This is a genomic window from Plantactinospora sp. BC1, from assembly GCF_003030345.1.
GTDB lineage: Bacteria > Actinomycetota > Actinomycetes > Mycobacteriales > Micromonosporaceae > Plantactinospora.
In genome coordinates, this window is sequence record NZ_CP028158.1 from 66,405 (window position 1) to 84,553 (window position 18,149).

13 protein-coding genes are annotated in these 18,149 nt (G+C 71.5%); 3 read left to right on the forward strand and 10 right to left on the reverse strand.

The genetic code is table 11. The annotated features are described in order from the left end of the window. Positions 1–40: 40 nt before the first annotated feature. The 3 genes from C6361_RS00295 to C6361_RS00305 all read right to left on the reverse strand — a co-directional run bounded on the left by C6361_RS00295 (position 41) and on the right by C6361_RS00305 (position 3,567). Entirely contained in the window at positions 41–1,549 is a 1,509-nt protein-coding gene (locus C6361_RS00295) for a class I SAM-dependent methyltransferase (RefSeq protein ID WP_107266336.1), read from the reverse strand. 8 nt (positions 1,550–1,557) lie between these two features. Continuing rightward, the gene (locus C6361_RS00300) at positions 1,558–2,511 is read right to left on the reverse strand and encodes an L-histidine N(alpha)-methyltransferase (protein ID WP_107266337.1); all 954 of its coding nucleotides are present in this window, start codon (positions 2,509–2,511) and stop codon (positions 1,558–1,560) included. A gap of 522 nt (positions 2,512–3,033) precedes the next feature. After that, the gene (locus C6361_RS00305; protein ID WP_107266338.1) at positions 3,034–3,567 is read right to left on the reverse strand and encodes a hypothetical protein; all 534 of its coding nucleotides are present in this window, start codon (positions 3,565–3,567) and stop codon (positions 3,034–3,036) included. 320 nt (positions 3,568–3,887) lie between these two features. Here C6361_RS00305 and C6361_RS00310 point away from each other — a divergent pair, with 320 nt between their 5' ends. Further along, the gene (locus C6361_RS00310; protein WP_199853182.1) at positions 3,888–5,249 is read left to right on the forward strand and encodes a squalene monooxygenase; all 1,362 of its coding nucleotides are present in this window, start codon (positions 3,888–3,890) and stop codon (positions 5,247–5,249) included. Between the two features lie 124 nt (positions 5,250–5,373). Here C6361_RS00310 and C6361_RS00315 read toward each other — a convergent pair whose 3' ends face one another. From C6361_RS00315 to C6361_RS00335, 5 genes are all read right to left on the reverse strand, one after another. Beyond that, positions 5,374–5,928, reverse strand: a complete 555-nt coding sequence (locus tag C6361_RS00315) for an ATP/GTP-binding protein (RefSeq protein ID WP_107259919.1) — start codon at positions 5,926–5,928, stop codon at positions 5,374–5,376. 18 nt (positions 5,929–5,946) lie between these two features. Next, positions 5,947–6,309 carry a DUF742 domain-containing protein gene (locus tag C6361_RS00320; RefSeq protein WP_107266339.1) on the reverse strand — a complete coding sequence of 121 codons (363 nt, stop codon included), beginning with the start codon at positions 6,307–6,309 and terminating at the stop codon, positions 5,947–5,949. Further along, positions 6,302–6,733, reverse strand: coding sequence for a roadblock/LC7 domain-containing protein (locus C6361_RS00325; protein ID WP_199853183.1), 432 nt, complete (start codon positions 6,731–6,733; stop codon positions 6,302–6,304). The genes C6361_RS00320 and C6361_RS00325 overlap by 8 nt, the downstream gene beginning before the upstream one ends. Next, positions 6,730–9,033, reverse strand: a complete 2,304-nt coding sequence (locus C6361_RS00330) for a nitrate- and nitrite sensing domain-containing protein (RefSeq protein ID WP_234359226.1) — start codon at positions 9,031–9,033, stop codon at positions 6,730–6,732. The genes C6361_RS00325 and C6361_RS00330 overlap by 4 nt, the downstream gene beginning before the upstream one ends. Before the next feature lie 302 nt (positions 9,034–9,335). Then, positions 9,336–10,640: a glycosyltransferase gene (locus tag C6361_RS00335; protein WP_107266340.1), complete on the reverse strand. Its 1,305-nt coding sequence runs from the start codon at positions 10,638–10,640 to the stop codon at positions 9,336–9,338. 79 nt (positions 10,641–10,719) lie between these two features. On the opposite strand from C6361_RS00335, the gene C6361_RS00340 reads away from it, so the two are divergent. Continuing rightward, the gene (locus C6361_RS00340) at positions 10,720–11,460 is read left to right on the forward strand and encodes a TetR/AcrR family transcriptional regulator (RefSeq protein ID WP_107266341.1); all 741 of its coding nucleotides are present in this window, start codon (positions 10,720–10,722) and stop codon (positions 11,458–11,460) included. Positions 11,461–11,799: 339 nt separating this feature from the next. Then, positions 11,800–14,454 carry a LuxR family transcriptional regulator gene (locus C6361_RS00345; RefSeq protein WP_107266342.1) on the forward strand — a complete coding sequence of 885 codons (2,655 nt, stop codon included), beginning with the start codon at positions 11,800–11,802 and terminating at the stop codon, positions 14,452–14,454. Here C6361_RS00345 and C6361_RS00350 read toward each other — a convergent pair. Further along, positions 14,442–16,289 carry an ABC transporter ATP-binding protein gene (locus tag C6361_RS00350; RefSeq protein ID WP_159079091.1) on the reverse strand — a complete coding sequence of 616 codons (1,848 nt, stop codon included), beginning with the start codon at positions 16,287–16,289 and terminating at the stop codon, positions 14,442–14,444. The two genes, C6361_RS00345 and C6361_RS00350, sit on opposite strands and share 13 nt — an antisense overlap. Further along, positions 16,282–18,120 (reverse strand): ABC transporter ATP-binding protein, encoded by a 1,839-nt coding sequence (locus C6361_RS00355; protein WP_107266344.1) that lies wholly within the window; start codon positions 18,118–18,120, stop codon positions 16,282–16,284. Before C6361_RS00355 ends, C6361_RS00350 begins: the two co-directional genes overlap by 8 nt. Positions 18,121–18,149: the final 29 nt, after the last annotated feature.

Consider the following 18,149-nt stretch of genomic DNA (forward strand, 5'->3'; position numbering starts at 1 on the left):
CTGGCAACCGCCCCCGTAGCCCTGACTTGCGGCCGGGGGCCTACTGCCTGCTTGCCGTCACGCGTAGGTACTCGGTGCCGACGAGTTCACCTTGGACGCGTTCGGCAGTTCGGTTGAGAACGTCGAAATCGCGATCTTGGAACAATTTGATCACTTCGTCGACGTCCCCGAGATCATGACTCTTCATTCGCTCGGCATACCGTCGCCCGGCACGTGACAGATCCTCAATGTCGATCGACAGCATACCCTGCCACCCACTGGCACGCTCACGCAGCCGCAGCTCGAAGTCGTCGGTCGGATCGGTGACCCGATATCGATCATTGGCCTCCAGATCGCTGGGCTCCTGTATGCGGTAGTCGTTACGGGGATGCAGGCGAACAGTGGTCAGTACGGTGCCCCGGCTACGCAGAAGACCGGACCAGTTGTCCACCGCCTGTCTAGCCTGTTTCCGGCTCAGCCGGGTCAGAAAGGCGTCAGCCACGATCAGGTCGAAGGGCGCCTCCGCCAACAGTCCGGCCTCCGACAGTTCCGCCGAACTGGTGACGTCGGCCTTGTGCAGCGTGATCCGCAGCCCCAGCCGGCCGGCGTACCACTGGCAGGCCAGCAGCGGCGTCTGGCAGAGGTCGAGTACGTGCACGTCCAGGTCCGGCGGTATCACACCGGAGGAGTCCCGGGCGGCGTGCAGGACGAACGCCAACGTCGTGTAGTCGGCGGTGCCGCTGATCAGAATGCGCCGAGCGCCGTTCTGGATCTCCTCTCGGAGCCGGTCGGCATAGAAGCTGGCGTGCCAACTGGGACTGCTCACCATGTCGAACAACCGGAGGTACTGCCAGACGCCGTGATACCACCGGCATTCCTCCGGATCCACGTATTTGCTGCTGGTGCAGGACATCGACGCGAGCGCGTACAACATCTGCGCCGATTCGAGCATCCAACGGGTGAGATCCGGACCGGTCGGCCGGCCGCCATCGGCCAGGTGCCGTTCCATCCGGTGGGCTTCGGCCAGGCTCCGCAGCATTCTCCGGGCATTTTCGATTTCGCTGGTGTGCCCGCTGACCAGCCAGGACGCCGAACCCGATCCGCCGAACTCCTCCCGCACCACGACGCAGCCGTCGATGAGCCACAGGTCGGCCATCGGCACCTGGGGCTGTTCGCTCCAGCCCTGCACCGAGACGCAGAGCGAGGTGAGCTGTGATTCCTCGTCGCGCTGCACCACCTCTAGTGCCCGACGCTCGTCGCCCGACGGGACCAGGTAATATCGCTCGACCTCACACCGCTGCGCGAGCTGCCGCCAGATCATCCCGGAAAACTGTCGCCGCGTATCCGGCATGAACGGAATGATCTGCTGCACCCGCCGCCGGGTTTCGCCGATCGTGAGGCTCTGCACGAGCTCCTCGACCGCGTCGGCCGGCACCCGGACGCTGTGTGGATCCGTTCCTTCGAACGAGAGCCGGTGCATCAGACAGGCCCGCCGGGCGTGCTCGATCAGCGGACCGGCGGACGGCTCCTGGTGCTGCCTGTCGAGTCCCGGCTGAGCCTGGTTCGTCATTTCTGCTCCTACCCCCGTGTAGCAGCGACAGTCATATGGTGACGGGTCTCGTCGACCCGGGCGGCCCTGATGGACCACCCCGCGTTCTCAATCAACCGAACCACCTCGTCGCAAGTGAAGCGACGAGACAGAAAGCATCGGAAATGGTGTCCGCCGGCCAGGTCCAACCCCTCCACCCGGGCGTCGCGCAGCAGGGTGACCTCGCCGACGACGGTGCTGTCGACGTACCGGAGCACGAGTTCGAGGTCGCTGGGGCGCAGCCCGCAGGCGATCAGCGGTTCGAGTGCGGCGCAGCGGAACGCATGCGTCCGGTACGCCGTCATGGTGGACTCGACCAGCGCGGCCGGCTGCCGGAGCAGGACGCTGGCCAGGAGTACGTCCCCGTTTCGCAGGCCGGCGGCCAGATTGCCGAGCGCCCGGGACGGGTCCTCGACGTTGCCGAGGGTGTGCCCGAGCAGGCAGACGAGCACCGGCTCCTCGCCCGCCCGCCACCGCTCCACGCACGACAACGGCAGGTCCTCGAAGTCCCACACGCTGGTCTCAACGAGGAAGTCGTCGTCGAAGCTGCTGCGCAGCCGGTCGCAGGCGATCTCCAGCAGCGTGGCGCTGAAGTCGATCGCCAGGTAACGGCGGAAGCGCAGACCGCGTGCGGCGAGGTGCCTCAGGAAGGTCACGGTGTGCAGCCCGTTGCCGGGCCCGAGTTCGGCGATTCCGCCGACCGTCGCCGCCCCCAGGCCCAGCGACAGTAAGATGTCCGACTCGTTCGCCGCGGATGCCATCATCGCCGTGTAGTCGACGCCGCTGGCATAGTGATCATGCGTGTAGGCGGCGCTACCCGCATAGGCGAACTTGAGTGGGAGAGCGCCTGCGGAAATGGACTCGATAATGGCCTGGCGGTGGAATGAACTCTCCAGGAAGGACGCCCCGTGCGAGGGCCTCGCTCGTCCGTGCAGTTCTTCCACGGTGCCGTCTCCCCCAGGCCCGAGCACTAAACAGCACATCAGCGGCCCCCGGATCGCGGCACCACCGCTCCCGCGGGTCCTAGTACAACGCAGGGTCAGTCGAGCCGTCAATAGAACGATTGGTTGAGTCATGTCGATGAAGGACGGTTTTTCCGACGCCACTGATCGAGGACAGATAAGCCGGAAGGTGAGGTACTCGGCGGATGCGGGTGAGTGGATCATTGGGCTGAACAGTCGGTGACGGAAAATCACCGGCCAGCCTCGACGCTCCTTCCGGCGCCGTACCACCGGCCGAAGCCGACCCGGTCGACGTCGGTGGTCGACGGAAACCGTGATCGGCGATGGCATCGGCCCGCCAAAAGCGGATCAGGCGCCGTTCGGGTGTTCCGGGGCAACCGCACAGCAGGATCCTCGACCATCAGGTCCGAAACGGACGGACTCCCGGTCCGACGTCACCGGCGTCCCGGGCTCGCCGGCCGCGCCGCCGGCAGCCCGGTCCGGGCAGCACCCGTCGGCATCGGGTCACCCACCGGAACAGAACGCACAGGACTCGCGCTCGGACCAGCTCGGCCGATCCACACTCTCCGGGCTGAACGACGGCTGTCCGAAGTCAGCCCGTACCGACATCCGAAACTGCCACAGCGCCTCCGCGAACGGGTGGTACGCGTCGTGGTACTCCCGGGAGTTGGTCCTCGCACCAGCTCGGATCACGGTTCGGATCGCGACGAGGCGACCGAAGACCGTCTCCCCGGCCTTCACCAACGGGGCGGTCGCGGCGACGAGCAACCGCTCCCGGGCGCCGTACAGACCGGCCTCGTGGATGACTCTGCTGACCGCCGCCCGCCGCTCGTCCGCCGGTACCGACGCCTCGCCGACCTCCCGCAGCCCGGCATGAGCGAGGTTCAGCGCGAGCACGAAGTCGACGCAGACCTCCCGCCTGACCTGCTCGTCGTCCCGAACACGCTGCCGGCGGTCCCGGCGTACGTCCGTGAGCAGCGTGCCCGACAGTGCGATCACCGCGCCGACCGCGGTCGCGAGGAGTGGCAGCAGATCCATGACAGGGAAGATATCGAGCCGGCGACGAGTGAGCCGCACCGTCGCCCCGGGTGAGGACGAACGGATTGGCGCGGAAAACGACGGCGCGGCGGCTTTGTCGTGGCAACCGGTCGCCGCTGTCGCATGACGCGGATCGCATCGCGTCGGAGTGAGCAACCTGCCAGGGTCGCACCCTTTACCGCAGGGCCGGGAGATGATAGTGACCGGCTCAAGGCTCGCCACGGCTCGTCGGAATCAGCGGTAGCGGCTATCGAGTTGCCGCCCGCTGTCTCTCCGGTCGATCTTCCGAGTCGATCTATTGTCTGGAATGATTTTGGACCATGGAGTCCACGGGTAACGGGCATGCTGTCGTCATCGGTGCGAGCATTGCGGGTCTGTTGGCCGCACGGGCGCTGAGCGAAGCGTACGACCGGGTTACCGTCCTCGATCGCGACGACCTGCCGGCGCAGCCGGTGCCCCGCCGGGGCGTACCGCAGAGCCGTCAGCTGCACGTCCTGCTCACCCGGGGGGCGCAGATCCTCGAGGAGTTCTTCCCCGGAGTCACGGACGACCTGCTCGCGGCCGGAGCGCTTCGCCTCGATCCCCAGGTGGACACCACGTACTATCTCGACGGCCGCGCCATCGCACCGGCACCGTCCGGCTTCACCGTGCTCGGCGTGACCCGCCCGCTGGTGGAGTACCACATGCGGCAACGCGTGGAGCGGCTCCCGAACGTGGTGGTTCGACCCGGCGTCGAGGCGGTCGGACTGCTTACCGGGCCGGACGGCGCGGCGGTGACCGGGGTACGGACCACCGGTGGCGACGCCCCGGAGCTGGCCGATCTCGTCGTGGACGCCGCCGGCCGTGGGTCACGGGCGCTGGCCTGGTTGCGTGCGGCCGGAGTCGCGGAGCCGGAGAGCTCCCGGGTCGAGGTCGACGTCGTGTACGTGACCCGCAGTTATCGCTGGGAGCCTGGTCATCTCGACGGGCGGCACGGTCTGCTCATCGTCCCGATGCCCGGGACCCCCCGTGGTGGCGCTGCGGTGCACGTGGAGGGCGACCGCTGGGTGGTGGCCCTCTTCGGGCTGGTCGGCGACACCCCGCCGGTGGACGACGAGGGCATGCTGGCGTTCGCGGAGTCGTTGCCGGTCCCCGACCTGATCAACCTGCTACGCGAGGCGAAGCCGCTCGACGACCCGGTCAGGATGCGGTACCCGGCGAGCGAACGCTGGCACTTCGAGAAGGCGGGTCACCGCCCCGACGGCTTCGTCGTGGTGGGTGACGGGCTGTGCAGCTTCAACCCGACCTACGGACAGGGGATGTCCGTCGCGGCGATGGAGGCGCTGATCCTCCGCGACCTGACCCGGGCCGGTACCGCCGGGCTGCCGGGCCGGTTCTACCGGGAGGCGGCGAAGGCCATCGACGCGGCGTGGACGCTCTCGGTCGGCGGTGACCTGAGGTTCCCCGAGATCGCCGGGCACCGCAGCGCACTCGACCGGATGCTGGCCCGCTATCTGGACCGGTACCGGCTGGCGGCCACCGTGGACCCCACGCTGGCCAGGACGTTCCTCGGGGTCGCGCAGATGGTGGCACCCGCCACCGCGATGGTGACACCGGGACACCTCGTCAGGGTGTTCCGGGGGACCCGTCGCGCCCGAGCGCGGCAGAGGGTCCAGGCTCCCGCCCGGCGCCGCGACGGTTAGGGGAGCCTGCCGACCGCCCGCCGTGCCGGTCGACCTCTCCGTCCGGTACCCGTCGACCCTCCGGCCGCTCGGCGCGGCCTGCGGCCGGCGGTGGTGGGTAGCCGGGGCGCGGCCGGAGTGCGGCTCAGCCGCCGACCGGCAGGAGGGCCATGGCGTGCCGGACGAGCTGGATCAGGGCCTGCTTGCTGGACTCGCGATCCCTCGCGTCGCACCAGAGCAGCGGGACGGTCGGCGGGAGTTTCAACGCCGCCCGGATCTCCCGCTCCGTGTAGAGGCACTCGCCGAAGAAGCGGTTGACGGCGGCGACAAAGGGGATCTGCCGCCGCTCGAAGTAGTCGATGGCGGGGAAGCTGTTGTTGAGCCTCCTGGTGTCGACCAGCACGATGGCGCCGATCGCACCCTGCGCCAGCTCGTCCCACATGAACCAGAACCGGTCCTGCCCCGGCGTGCCGAACAGATAGAGCACGACCTCGGAGGCGATGGTGATCCGCCCGAAGTCCAGCGCGACCGTGGTGCGCGTCTTGTTGTGCACGCCGGTGACGTCGTCGACACCGGCACCGGCCTGGGTCAGGACCTCCTCCGTGGTCAACGGCGCGATCTCGCTGACCGACCCGACGAAGGTGGTCTTGCCGACGCCGAACCCACCGGCCACGACGAGCTTGACCGATCTACGATCCACGTTCCACAGTCCCTTTGCTCATAGTCGTTCGAGGCCGGCGAGTACGGCCTCCAGCAGGCGCATGTCGGTGACCTTCTGCTGGGCCGGAGAACCGATCCTGAGGAGCCGCTGCTCGACCAGCACGTCGACCATCACCTTGACGATGGTGAGCGGCCGGTGCAGGTGGGCGCCGATCTCGGCCACCGACATCCAGTCCGTGCACTGGTTGATGATGTCCTGCAACTCCGGATCCAACCGGGTGTTGACCGGCACCGCGATGACCTGGGTCGCCAGGTCCAGGTCGCTGTTGCGGGGACGGGTCCGTCCGCGCACGAGGACGTAGAGCGGAACGAGTCCGCTCTCCTCGGTCTCGTAGTCGCCGCCAGCCCGTGACTCAGCCATGGCCTGTGCCTGGGCCGCCGGTTGGTCGCAGCGGCGCGGGTCGCGTCTCGGTGCTGAGATGCTCGCCGATGCGCGTCACCAGACGGCCCATCTCGTAGGCGACCGTGCCCATGTCGACGGCCTGGTCGCAGAGGACGGCGAGCCGGGCGTTCTGGCCGGCAGCGGCGACGAACAGCGTCTGGTTGTCGTATTCGACGATGACCTGCTGGACGTACCCGCTCTCGAAGCGCCGGCCCATGCCTGCGGCGACGCTGTACAACGACGAGGCGCCGGCGGCCAGCAGCTCCGCGCCGTCCTGGGGCAGCGACGCCGAGCGTTGGATCGTCAGCCCATCGGTCGACAGCACCAGCGCGTCGATGACGTTGGGAACCTTCAGCAGGTCGTCCAACATCCAGGTCAGGTCCTGAGAGGTCGAGTTGGTCACGCTTTCCTGCCTTGATCGTCATTTGGCTTCTGGATCCCTGCGGCCCGCCCGGCGGCCCAGCCTCGCTGGTAGCCGGCGAGCCGGTCCCGAGCCTGCTCGGCCGGCCGGGCGGGTCCGGCCGGCCTCGGTGCGGTGGCGGAGGTGGGTTCGGCGCGGAGTCCGGGCGCGAGGTGCTGTTGCGGGTCCCGCTGCGGCAGCGGCGGCCGGGCGCTGGCTTGCGGGGCCGGCGAGCCGCCACCGACCCCGCTGGGCACCGGGGCTGCTCCCGGTTTGGCAGCGGAACCCGATCGGGCGGTGCCGTTCGGCGACGCCGCGACCGGGGCGGGCGCGGAGGAGGCGGCGGGACGAGGCTCGCGCCGGGCGCCCTTCTCCGGCTTCGGGGCCGCCGGGCCGGCCGGGACCGGTGACTGGCCGGTCGGCTCGGGGCGGTCCGCGGCGTCGCCGACGGCGATGACCCGCTTCGGCAGGAGTACGACCGCCAGCAGTCCTCCGTACGCCGAGGGGCGCAGGGTCACCTGGATGCCGTGCCGCTTGGCCAGCTCCGTCACCACGTGCAGACCGATCTGCGCACCGTCCTTGAGGGCCGTCACGTCCGGTGTCGGTGCGGTCCTGAGCAGCTCGTTGGCCCGTTCCAGGGCGTCGGGGCGCATCCCGACCCCGGAGTCCTCGACCTCCACGGCGACGCCGTTCGCAACCTCGTTGGCGGTCACCCAGACGGTGGTGCCGGGCGGGCTGAACGCGAGCGCGTTGTCCAGGAGTTCGGACAGCAGGTGGATGGTGCCGGCGACCGCCTGACCGACGATCGCCACGTCGGGCGCCCCGCGCAGGGTGATCCGCTGGTAGTGCTGTGCCTCCGCGAACGCCGCCAGCAGCACCCGACGTACCGGCACCGGGCTCTGGAAGCGCCGGCCGATCTGGCCACCGGCCAGGATGAGGAGGTTTTCCAGGAACCGCCGGGCCTGGGTCAACTGGTGGTTGATGTCGAACAGCTCACTGAGCAGCTTCTCGTCGCCGACCCGGTGCTGAACTCCCTCGATGACCTTCAGGCCCCGTTGCAGCGGCCGCTGCGGACGGCGGGCGACCCCCATCAGCATCGCGGTACTGGCGGCCCGGGTCGTCGCCTCGTCGATCGCCGCCGCCGCCGCGGCCCGCAACGACCTGTTGATGACCTCGGCCATCTGGCCGATCTCGTCGCTGCCGTAGTCCCGGAACGACAGTTCGGCCTCCGGATCGACCTTTTCGTGCCGGCGCAGCCGCTCCATCATCGCCGGCAGCCGCTGGTCCACCATGGTCGCGGCGTCCTCGCCCAGGTTGGAGAGGCGTACCGGCAGCTCGCTCGACTTGCGCCACGCCCACAGGATGGCGGCGCCCGCGATGGAGGCCGCGACCAGGCTTGCCAGCGACGCCATCAGCAACTGGTTGTTGCCGGTGCGCAGGGCCTCTGCGGAAACCTCGTCGGCCTGCTGGACGGTCATCTCGATCAGCCGCTCCGAGACCTGTCCGGTCAGCGCCTCCCAGCGGGACCTGATGCTGGAGAGGTTGCGGGGGACACCGTCCTGCCACGCACCACCGGTGATGATGGCCTGTTCGGCGGCGACCAACTCCCGCCACGCGTCGCCGTCCGTCAGCTCCTTCAGGCGCTCGCCCGGGCCCGGCAGCAGGTGCGGGGTGACGGTGGCCAGGCCGGCGTGGTACGAGCCGACCAGGCTGACGAACTCGAGGTAGTCCTGCTGGCCGAACGCCCGCGCGCCGAACGCCCCGTCCATCCTCGACGCCGCCCGGGACATCAGGTCGCTGACCCGGAACGAATCGGTGGCGGTGATGCCGCCCTGCGTCGCGGTCACGTCCGGGACGACCCGGGCCTGGGTGTCGAAGAGGGTGGTCGCGGCGTCGAGCAAGTTGTTGTAGAAGCCGAAGGCCCGCGGCCCGTCGATCGACCGGGAGTCCACTGTGCTGCGTACGCTCGGCAGTTGGTCGAGGAACTCGGTCAACGTCCGCCACCGCGTCACGATAGAGTCCGGGGCGTTGCCGAGTGCCTCGGTCGCCACGGCACGCAGCTCGGAGAGCCGGTCGTCGGTCAGTTTCCGCTGGTCGACGAGGGGTTGCAGGTCACCGGAGCGCTGTGCCAGGTGAGTGATGCTCAGCCGCCGCTCCTGCATGATCGAGGTCAGCGCGGAAACCGCCGGGATCGACACGCTCCGGACCGAGTCGGCGACCGCTCGGGTATAGAAGCCCTGGAAGACGAGGTACCCGGAGGCCACGAGCCAGAGCACCACGACGACGATGCTGGGGGCGAGCACCAGCCGAATGACGTGCCGCCTGATGGACTTCTGCCCGCCACGGCGTCGAGCCGACGTCGTTGACTGACCACGGGTCTCCGGCCCACCCGCACGGTCGGCCTGTGAATGCGTCAACTTTCATCCAATCATGGCTCAATGGGACCAGCAGGGCGAACGTTACGACCAACGCCGATGCGGGCGCAACCCTACCTAAGGCCTACGAAGGACGGTCGGCCACAGGTGCCCGGCGACCGCGCGGGAGACCGCACGGCGCTCCAAAGTGGAGGGCGCTCCGACCGGGCATCCGCTGCCGTGCCGGCCGGTCAGCCGAAGCGGCTCCGCCGGCTCTCCTCGACCAGCCCGTCGACGATGTCGGCGAGTTGGTGCACCCCCCGGGTGGTGGCCATCCGGTCGGCGATGTGCCGCGCGGCGTCCCGGTACCGGTGGTCGTCGAGCACGGCGCGGACGGCACGGCGGACGGCTGCCGGTGTCGGGGTCTCGGTCCTGAGGCGGCGCCCGACACCGGCCCAGGCGACCCGGGCGATGACCTCGGGCTTGTCCTCGTGGCTGCCGGCGGCGACGATCGGCACCCCGTAGCGCAGGGCGTACTGCACGCCGCCGTATCCGCCGTTCGTGACGTAGACGTCGGTCCTGGGCAGGAGGTCGTCGTAGGGCAGGAACTCGGCCGCCCGGGCGTTCGCGGGCAGCGGCGGCAGCGAATCGACCGGGCGTCCACCGGTCGCGACGGCGATCAGCACGTTCTCGTCGGCGAGACCCTCCAGTGCCGGTCGGATGAGCTGTCCGTAGTCGCTGTTCGCGATCGTGCCCTGGGTGAGGTGTACGACCGGTCGCGAGCCGTCCAGCTCCGGCCACCACGGGGGGAGCGGCGCCCGCGACCCGGAGGCGGAGATCGGTCCGGCGAAGTGCAGGGTGGCCGGGGCGTCGGACCGGGGGTACTCGAACTCGGGCACGGTGAACTGCACGATCGCCTCGGCGTGACGTGGCCAGTCGAGCACCGCGAACGGGATCGAACGCCCGTGCAACCGCTGGAAGATCTGCTCGGCGATCCGCTCGAACGGCGGGAACACGATCCTGCGGGTGACGGTGGCCAGGGTGGCGTCGCGGAGCCGGCCCAGCGGGCCGCGCAGCGGGGTGAGTCCGGTGCCGAAGGGCGCGGTGTCGCGGCTGGAGATCATCAGTGGACAGATGCCGCACATCACGACCGGCGGCCGTACGCCGAGGGGGTGGCCGAGCAGGAACGCGCCGCCCACGAAGGCCGGGTCGGTCAGGACCGCGTCGGCCGGCTCGGCGGCGTGCGCCGCCATCACGGCGTCGTGCTGGGGCAGCCCGGGGCGTACGAAGATGTGCTCGATGTCGTGGGCGAGCGCCCTGGTGCCCCGCAGTGCGGCGCGCTCGGGGAAGGTCTCGTTCCAGTCCCGCCGGTCGTCGAAGTCGGCCTCGGCCGGCAGTGGCAGGTGGGTGGCGCCGGTGGCCCGGACGACCTCGGCGAATCTGGCTCCGGTGACGAACCGGACCCGGTCGCCTCGCCCGGCGAGGTGCCGTGCGACCGCGAGCAGGGGTGTGACGTGCCCGTGGATGGGCATCGCGGCGATGATGATCGACGCCATGGCGGCACCCCGCTCTGGACCCGAGGGATACTATTGGGGACCATGGAGCAGTATTCATCTTTATGGCGTGGTAGTCAATATGACGAGCGGTGACGGCCGCACCCGCGCCTACCGGTCGGAGCTTCGAGATCGGCAGGCGGCGGAGACCCGGCGACGCGTCGTCGACGCCGCCATCGAGGTGTTCGGCCAGCACGGCTATCAGGCCGCCACGTTCGCGCAGATCGCGAAGCGGGCCGGCGTCTCCGTCGAGACCGTGCGCAGGTACGGCCCGAAGACAGCGATCCTGTGGGCCGCGGTCGAGGTCGCGTCCTTCGGTGTCGAAGGCCGCGACCTCGACTTCTTCGCCACCGAGCGGGGTGCGACCCTGCTCCGGGTCCCGGACCGGGACGCATTCGCGGTCTTCGTCGCCGAGACGATGCTCGGCATCAACGAGTCGTCCGCCGGGGTCTGGGCCGCGGTCACCGGCGCGGCGACCGGGGACCGCGAACTGCGCGGCCACCTGACCGAGCGGCTCGCCGAGATCAGGAGACAGGTCGAGCGGGTACTCCGGCTGGTCGCCGAGCGCGGCTGGTTACGCAGCGACGTGCCGTTCGACGACCTTGTCGAGACGTTCTGCGTCATCACCAGCGTCGAGAGCTACCAGCGTTTCGTGCGCCTGGACGGCAAGTCGCACGAGGAGTACAGCGCATTCGTCGCCCGAACCGTACGCGAGACGATCCTGGACGGTGCCGGCGGCGCTGGCCCGATGGTCACCGGTCCCGGAGCACCGGCGAGCCCGCACGCTGGGTATCCGACAGACGGGATCGGAGCCTCGCAGTGACCGCTACCATTTCCTCGACGCCGGGCAGGCCGGACGCCATGTCCGGGGCGGCCGCGCACCGGCCCATCCAGACCGCGTCCAGTCGCGGTCCAGTCGCGGCTGGCACTGTCGACCAATACGACGACGTCGAGTGAGTACTCGTGATGCTGGCACAGCTCCGAATCCGTTCGCCGCATCTCCGCAGGGCAGGATCCGACGGACCGAACTGATCGACACGTGCCGGGAAGACCGTCGCAATGATTGGAGCATTCGTAGACGACGTTGACCGAGCCGCAATCCCGAACGGCTCAGCCGACATCTGGGGGGATGTCGGAGTCCGCGGCAGGGAGGGGGCAATCCGTGGACCGCATCGGGGCACCGCTGATCGCACGATCCGGCCTGGTCCAGCAGATCCTCAGCGCGGTGACCGCAGACCGCGGCGCCGTACTGGTGGGGCAACGGGGGACCGGCCGGACCACCCTGGTCGAACTCGTCACCCGGCAACTCTCGGCCGACCGGTACGCCGTGACCCGTACCACCGCGACCGAGGCGGGGCGGCCGATCCCGTTCGGACCGTTCTGCCAACTGTTTCCGGTCACCGGCGACCCGGCCCTGGTACCGGGCCGGATCCGCGCCGAACTCGTCCGACGTGGACAGTCGCGTACCCCGCTGCTCGTGGTGGAGGACGCGCACTGGATGGACGACCGGTCCGCGAGTACCCTGCTCGGCCTCGCGCAGGACGGTCACATCCGCCTGATGGTCACCACCCGGGCGGAGGTGGCGACGCCCGACGCCGTCGTGGCGCTCTGGAAGGACCGGCACCTGCGCCGGGTCGACCTGCCCCCGTTGGACCCGACGGAGACGGCGACGCTGATGCGGGCGATGCTCGGTGACGCGGTCGCCTCGACCACCGCGCAGCTCGTCTACCAGTGGACCGGCGGCAACCCGCGACTGGCGACCGAACTGGTCCGGCACGGCACCGCCACGGGTCGACTGGTGCACGATCGGGGCCTGTGGTGGTGGCGCGGCGCGCTCAGCGTGCCGCCGCACCTGGTCGAGCTGTTCCTGCCCGGGCCGAACCGGCTCACCCCGACCCACCGGGACGCGCTGGCGGCGGTCGCGGTCAGCGACGACCTGCCGATCGAGCTGATCGACCGGGTCGCCCCGGCCGCCGTCGAGGAACTGGAGGACCTGGACCTGTTGCGTACCACGGACACCGAGGACGGGGTATCGGTGGGATTCGGCCATCCGCTGCTCCAGGCGATCGTCTGGGCACAGGTCTCACCGGCCCGGCGGCGTCGGGTCGCGTCGGCACTCGTCGAGGCGGCCGTCGGCGGTGCGACACCCGATCCGGTCACGGTCGCCCGCTGGCAGGTGGCGGCGGGCGCGCCGGTCAGCCCCGGGGTGCTGACCGATGCCGCCCGCAGGGTACGGCCGCACAGCCCGGAGCAGGCGCTCCGGCTGGCGCGGATCGCGTTCGGTCAGGACCGGTCGGCCCGCGCCACCGTCGTACTCGCCGACGCGCTCGCCGAGCAGGGCAACGGCCGCGAGGCGCAGTCGGTACTGCACCAGGCGACGGCCGCCGAGCAGTCGGCCACCGGGCGGATCGTGCTCTCGACCGCGCTCGCCGTGCACCGCTGCGCGACCGAACGCGACCCGGCCTCGGCCCACGCCGACCTGCGGGCGCTGCACGCCGCCGCGTCGCTCGCCGCGCCCGGGGCGGTGGACGTCGTCGACGCCGCCGACGCGCTGATCCTGCTGCTCGGCCAGCGTCCGGCCGAAGCGGTCCGGGTCGCCGACCGGCTGCTGCACCGGCTCTCCGCCGGCGGATCCGTCGGCAACTCGGCGGTACTGCGCTGCCGGATCGCCCGTACGGCGGCGCTGGCCCTCCTCGGTCGCACCGACGAGGCGGCCGCCGACGGGGCGGCGATGCCGGCCGCCGCCAGCGGCGACGACCGGGCGCCGGAGATGGCGGGCCTGGCCGCGGCGGTCCGCTGCCTGCTCGCGCTCTGGCGGGACGGCAGCGCCACCCTGCCGGTCACCGATCCGATCCTCGGCCGCTGGCCGCGACCGCCGGGTGAGATACCCGGCACCCGGCTGCGCACCGTCGACTGGCCGCTGCTGGTCGGGTACGCCCGGCTGCTCCGCGGCGAGTACTCCGGCGCGGTCGAGCCGCTGCGTGAGGCGCTGGCGCAGCAGGCCGTCGGCTTCCGGCTGTTCCGGTCGGAGGCGTCGGCGTGGCTCGCCGTGTCGCTGGCCTCGGCGGGGCGGCCGGACGAGGCGCAGCGGGTACTCGACGTGGACCCTCCGGACCGGCTGGCGGTACTGCCGGGTCTGCGGCCGTGGGCGGACGGGGCGCTCGCCGCCGCCCGGGGCGACACCCGGTCCGCCGGGCGGCGTCTCGACGAGGCGGCGGCGGCGGCCCGCGCGGCGGGGTGCCGGAGCGTGGAGTTGCAGTACCTGACCTGGGCGGCGCGGCTGCCGCCCGCCGACCGGCCGGTCGGGCTGGCCGACCGGCTCGGCACCTGCCTGCGGTACGTCGAGGCGAGACGGCTGGCGACCGAGGCGCGCGGCGAGCTGGCGCTGCTGAACCGGGACCGTGCGGGCCTGCTCGGCGAGGCCAACCGGCTCGCCGAGATGGGGCTGCACCGGCGGGCCTTCCGGCTGGCCGAGGCCGCCACCAGGGTGTTGCCCGGACACGACCAGGACTACGCCGCCGCCGTCGCGCTGGCCGGCCGGCTCCGGACCGCCCTCGGCCTGCCCGCACCGAACCTGGCCGCACCGACCCTGACGGCCCGGGAGAACGAGGTCGCGGCCCTCGCCGCCAGCGGTCTGCCCAACCGGGAGATCGCGACCCGGCTGGTCGTGTCGGCCAGGACCGTCGAGAGCCACCTGGCCCGGGTGTACCGCAAACTCGGCATCGGTTCCCGTCGCGAGCTGCGGGCGGACTGGTTCAGTCGTTCGGTGGAGGGCGGTCCGGGGGAGCCGGGAACCCCGGACGGCTACCCGGGCTGAACCGAGCCGGCCGGCACCTCGACCCCGGTCGCCCGGGCGGTCGAGGAGGGGATCGTCGGGGCGGCGGCGTACGCGGCGGCGTGCAACGCGTACATCTCCGCGTAGCGGCCGCCCCGGCCGAGCAGCTCGGCGTGCGGGCCGTACTCCACCATCCGGCCCTCGTGCAGGACCACGATCAGGTCGGCGTCGCGTACCGTGTTCAGCCGGTGCGACACCACGACGGTGGTCGGCGCGGCGGCGGCCGGGGTGGCCGGGGTGAGATACCTGTGCAGCAGTTCGGCCTCGCTGTCCGGGTCGAGGCTCGCCGCCGGCTCGTCGAGCAGCACCAGCGTGGGTCGGGTGCGCATCCGGCCCCGGGCCAGCGCGAGCTTCTGCCACTGCCCGGACGACAGGTCGGTGCCGTCCGGGAAGGTCCGGCCGAGCCGACTCTCCAGGCCGGCCGGGAGTTCGGCCGCCAGGCCGGCCGCGCCGGCCGACTCCAGCGCACCCGCCACCGCCGCCGGGTCGTCGATCGCGTCGAGCCGGCCGACGCCGACCGACTCCCGCGCCAGCAGTTCGAAGCGGCAGAAGTCCTGGAATACCCCGGTGACCCGGCCGCGCCAGGCGTCCGGGTCCACCTCTGCCAGGTCCTGGCCGCCGAAGGTGATCCGCCCGGTCGACGGCGGGTAGAGGCCGGCCAGGAGCGCGACCAGGGTGGACTTGCCGGCACCGTTGTCGCCGACGACCGCGACGGTGGCCCCGGCGGGCAGCCGCAGGTCGATCGGGCCCAGCGCCGGGGTCGGCTCCCCGGGGTACCGGAAACTGACGCCGTGCAGGACGAGGTCGCCCTGCTCGGGCAGGTCCCGGCCGGGCCCGGCGACGGCGGTGCGGTGCGGATGCCGGGCCAGCCGCTGGTAGAGCGCGACGGTGTGCAGCGAGCGGCGCAGCCAGCCGATCAGGAAGCTCAGTCCGGTGGTGGCGCCGACCAGCCGGGTACCGAGCAGCAGGACCAGCACGGCCTCCCCGGCGGAGGCGGTACCGGCGAGCACGGACCGGGTGACGACGTACAGCCCGGCCACCAGCGCGACGCAGAAGAGCAGCCAACCGGCTGCCGCCGCGACGGCGCCGCGGGTCCGGGCCGCCTCCCGGCGCCGCGCCGAGACGGTGAAGGCCTCCCGGTGCCGGTCGGCGATCTCGCCGCCGAGCCGGTAGAGGCGAACCTCACCGGCGGCGGCCGGATCGGTGGCCAGGGTCAGCAGGGCGGCGCGGTGCCGGTCGGCCTCGGCGCCGGCCACCTCGGCCGCGGCGACGATGTTCGCCTGCCAGCGGATGGCGAGGGCCAGCGGCACGATGAAGAGCGGCAGCAGGGCCAGCATCGGGCTGACGACGGCCATCAGGACCACCGCGGCCACGAACCGGGCCAACAGGCCGGCGTTCTCGACCAGCGCCGCGAACGCCCCGCCGAACTCGGTCCGGCGCTGCCGTACCAGCTCGGCGGTGTCGAGGAACTCGGGATCGTGGTAGTGGCTGAGGTGGGCGGGGCCGGAGCAGAGCGTCATCAGCCGGCGGTCGAACTCCAGCCCGACCCGCTGCTGGAGCACCTGCCGCAGGTCGGTGGCGACCGCGCTGGCCTGGTGCACGAAGACGGTGACGAGCACGAGGAGCAGGCCGCCGGTCAGCGCCTCGGTGAGCTGCCCGGCGACCGCGCCGTCGACCATGCCACGCAGTCCCAGCGCCTGCGCCGCCGCGACGATGTTGAAGAGCGGGACGAGCACCATCACCAGCACCGCGCGTCGCGGGTCGGCCCGGACTGCGACGCCGACGACCAGGCGGGCGGCGCCCAACCAACTACCCACGGCGGCCTCCTGCGGAATCGGTGAAGGGCGCGGACTGCACCCGGAACATCTGGGCGTACCGGCCGTCGGCGGCCAGCAGCTCGTCGTGGCTGCCGTACTCGCTCACCCGGCCGCCGCGCAGCACGGCGATCCGTTCGGCGAGCCGGACGGTGGCGAACCGGTGTGACACCAGGATGGTGGTGATCCCGGCGGTGATCTCCAGGAACCGGGCGTAGAGCTCGTACTCCGCCTCGATGTCCAGGTGCGCGGTGGGTTCGTCCAGGACGAGGACCCTGGCACCGTGCCGCACCGCGTAGAGCGCCCGGCTCAGCGCCAGCCGCTGCCACTGCCCGCCGGACAGCTCGGTCCCGCCCGTGTAGGCGCTGGTGAGCGGGGTGTCCCAGCCGTCCGCCAGTCCCTGTTCGATTCCGAGGAAGCCGCCGAGGCGGGCCGCCTCGGCGACCGCGCCGTCGGTGGCGGCGGCCTCGATCGCGCCGAAGGCGATGTTGTCGCGCACCGAGAACGGGTACCGGCCGAAGTCCTGGAAGACGACGGCGAGTTGCCGGCGCCAGCTCGCGAGGTCGTGGTCGTGCAGGTCCCGCCCGTCGACGCGGATCCGGCCGGTGTCCGGCCGGTAGAGCCCGGCCAGCAGTTTGGTGACGGTGCTCTTGCCGGCGCCGTTGTCCCCGACGATCGCCAGCGAGGATCCGGCCGGGATGACGAGGTCCAGGTTGTCGACGACCGGGCGGCGGGCGCCGGGATATCCGAAGCGGACCCCCTCGAAGCGGATCTCGCGCTGCGGCAGCCCGGTCGCGGCCAGCCCGGTGGCGCCGGTCGCCGGGGCACCCAGCGCGCTCACCGCCAGCGCCGGCGGTACGGCGGCACTGGCCAGGTGCAGCCGTCGTTGCAGGTCGCCGGTGAAGCCGAGGGCGAAGAGTCCCAGCAGCGCCTGGAGGGCGACGGTCAGCTCTCCCACCGACGGGTCGCCGTTGCTGGCCCCGTACGCCAGCGGCACCACCACGACGACGTGTGCCGCCAGCAGCAGTACGCTCGCCGCCGCATGCCGCCGGCCGTCGGTGGTCTTGCGGCGCATCTCGACCACGCCGTCCCACCACTCCCGGGTGAAGCGTTCGACGAGCCACTGGTGCAGGCCGAACAGGCGCAGTTCCTTTGCCGACGGCGCGGTCACCGCGATGTCGCGCAGGTACGCCGCGTGCCGAAGCTGGACCGTTCGCGCGGTGTTCGCGGCGACGGCCCGGGCCATCTCCTTCTCCTGCCAGCGGCCGGTGACGATCCAGGCGGCACCGAGTACGACCGGCATCCACCACTGCCCGGCCCAGCCGAGCAGGATCGCCGCGGCCAACCCGGTGAGTCGGAGCGGGACCAGCGCGGCCAGCGCGTTGACGGCCTGGCCGGGGGCGTACGCGCCGATCCCGACCCCGCGGGCCCGTTCGAGCTGGTCGGCGACGTCCGGGTCGTCCAGGTGCGCGACCCCGTCGGGGCGCAGCGCACCCTCGACCGTACGTTGGGCCAGGCTGCCGTCGACCGCGGTACTCAGCTTCGCCGTGACCATCGCGCGGATCGGCTCCAGGGCGATGTCCAGGACGAGCGCCAGCGCCAGGAGGGTGAGCCCGGTCCACGCCTGCCGGGAGGCCGCCGGGCCGGCGTCGGCGGTCAGCGCCGTGACCAGTCGGCCGATCGCCAGTGGCAGCAGGACGACACCGGCGACCTGTCCGGCGGTCAGCACGCCGAGCAGCATGGTCAGCGGGGTGTTGACGCGGGGCAGTTCGCGGACGAGCGCCGCGACCGCGCCGGGCTGGCGGGTCGGGCCGGCTGTCGGTGTGCTCGACACGGGCACTCTCCTTGCGACGTCGACGGTTT